Genomic DNA, 2,049 nt, shown 5'->3' with positions numbered 1-2,049 from the left:
CGGTGGGGGTGCCGGGGCGGGAGGCGAGGTAGGAGAAGAGGCAGCCCACGAGCATGGAGACGGCTCCTGCCGTGGAGGCTGCGAAAACCACGTCGGGGGAGAGGTCGAGGAGGCGTGGGACGGCGTTGAGTGCTCCGGCGCCGAAGACGCATATCAGTGCCACGCCGAGGTATCCCGGTCGTTTCCGTCGGAAGACGCCGGAGGTGGGCGGGCGGAGGATGAGGAGCACGCCGGGGAGAAGGAACAGGGCGGCGAAGATGCCGAGCAGTACCGCCTGGGGGTTGGGGTTCATGGGACCGTTCAGTTCCGGGTGAGGTGGTGGAGGAAGGCCGTCCACGCCTCGGTGGGGATGCGGGTGCGGGGGCCGGTGGGGCGCTTGGAGTCCCGCACGCCCACGTGGTCGGTCCCGCGTCGTATCTCGACGCACTCGCCGTTCTGCATGCTGTGACTGCTTCGGATCCATGTGGCTCGGGACGTGTTCACCGTTCACCTCCGGGTCGGGATCATTCCTTGGCGAGGCGCTGGATGTACGCCTCCGACTCCATCGGTCCGAGGGCCGTGGCCCGGATGTGGTCGAAGACGCGGGTGTAGTGCGCCGTGTCGGTGGCGGACTCCAGATAGGCGTGACTGGTGAGGTGTTCGAGGAGAACGACCTCCAACGCCGCCGGCGCGGGGAAGCTGTAGAGGTGGAACGGGAGCATCCCGCCCTGACATGCACCTGCGGTGAAGGGTAGTACCTGCAAGGTGACCCGGGGAAGCCGGGCCATCTCGATCAGGTGCCGCAGTTGGTCACGCAACACCCCGGCACCGCCCACTTGTTGGCGCAGCGCTGTCTCCCCGAGCACGATCCACAGGGTGAGGGGGTTCGTGGTGCGGGTGAGGGCCTTCTGTCGCTCCAGGCGGACCTGCACGCGGGTTCGCCGGTCCTCGTCGAGTGGGCCGGGCTCTCCACCCTGGATGATCGCCGTGGCGTATGCCTCGGTTTGCAGGAGGCCCGGCACGGTGGAGGGCTGGAAGCCCCGGCAGGCGGCCACTTCCTCTTCCAGGCCGATGAGATCGAGGAAGTCCTGCGGCAGTCGATCCTCCAGCGCCTGCCACCACCGTTCCCGACGGCTTTCGCGGGCGAGCGCCAGCCAGCTCTCCCGGGTGTGGGGATCAGATACCCCGTACAGGTCGAGGAGCACCTTGAGGTCGAGTTGTCGGATGCCGGAGCGTCCCGTCTCGATCCTGCTGATCTTCCCCGGATGGCAGCTCAGCTCACGTGCCGCGTCCTCCAGGAGCAGGCCGCGATCCTCGCGCAGTCGGCGGAGATTGGTGCCCAGGACGCGGCGTCGGACGGTGGAACGCAGTTCTGTGCTCATCGGTGGAACCTCCCCTGATCGGTCGCATCCTGTCATGGGGGATGAGCACTACGGAATCGAACTTGGGAACCAACTGTTTTGAGTGACTTGCAAAATGGGACACTTCGAACGATGCTTCATTCCGTAATGACTCGCACACTTTGAGTCAAGGGGTGTGTGGGGCGTCCTCCTCCGAAGGGACATCGCATGGTGCCGTCGCTTCCCCTCCCGTCCCCGCTGTCGTCGCCGCCGGTGGAGCGGGAGGGCCGTCGGGAGTACGAGCCGCTGCTCGGGAACGCGGGTGCCGCGCGGCGGTGGGCGACACGGGTGGCCATCGAGTGGGGGCAGCCGGACATGGCGCCGACGGTGGCGCTGGTGGCGGGGGAGTTGGCGGCCAACGCGGTACTGCACGGGTGTTCCCGGCAGCGGCCGTTCGGGGTGCGCGTGGTGCTGCACGGCGCGGCTCTGCGGGTGGAGGTGTCCGACGGCCGGGCCGACCGGCTGCCGTTCCGCAGGCCGGCGGGGCCGCAGGAGACGTTCGGCCGTGGACTGCTCCTGGTGGAGGCCGTCGCCGACCGGTGGGGCGTGACCGTGGATGCCGGCGGCAAGACCGTGTGGGCCGAGGTGGACGTGCCGCCGGAGGACCCGGCCGGCCGGGCGGTGGAGTGGACGGGAGCGGCGGCGCGGGGGTGAGAGCCCGGGCGGGCGG

Annotated in this window: 3 protein-coding genes and 1 pseudogene; 1 reads left to right on the top strand and 3 read right to left on the bottom strand. The window is 69.1% G+C overall.

The features are described 5' to 3' along the window. From FOE67_RS23925 to FOE67_RS23915, 3 genes and pseudogenes are all read right to left on the bottom strand, one after another. Window positions 1-292 (bottom strand): annotated as a pseudogene (locus tag FOE67_RS23925) (hypothetical protein); the annotation flags it as partial. 8 nt (window positions 293-300) lie between these two features. Further along, window positions 301-483, bottom strand: a complete 183-nt coding sequence (locus FOE67_RS23920) for a DUF397 domain-containing protein (RefSeq protein WP_182666915.1) — start codon at window positions 481-483, stop codon at window positions 301-303. Between the two features lie 20 nt (window positions 484-503). Next, the gene (locus FOE67_RS23915; RefSeq protein WP_182604818.1) at window positions 504-1,361 is read right to left on the bottom strand and encodes a helix-turn-helix domain-containing protein; all 858 of its coding nucleotides are present in this window, start codon (window positions 1,359-1,361) and stop codon (window positions 504-506) included. A gap of 186 nt (window positions 1,362-1,547) precedes the next feature. Between FOE67_RS23915 and FOE67_RS23910 the strand changes: the two genes are divergently transcribed. Beyond that, complete coding sequence (locus FOE67_RS23910; protein ID WP_182666914.1) at window positions 1,548-2,033, top strand: ATP-binding protein; 486 nt, start codon at window positions 1,548-1,550, stop codon at window positions 2,031-2,033. Window positions 2,034-2,049: the final 16 nt, after the last annotated feature.

This window comes from Streptomyces calidiresistens, assembly GCF_014141525.1.
Taxonomy (GTDB): Bacteria; Actinomycetota; Actinomycetes; order Streptomycetales; family Streptomycetaceae; genus Streptomyces; species Streptomyces calidiresistens.
This window is presented reverse-complemented; position numbering and strand designations above follow the sequence as displayed.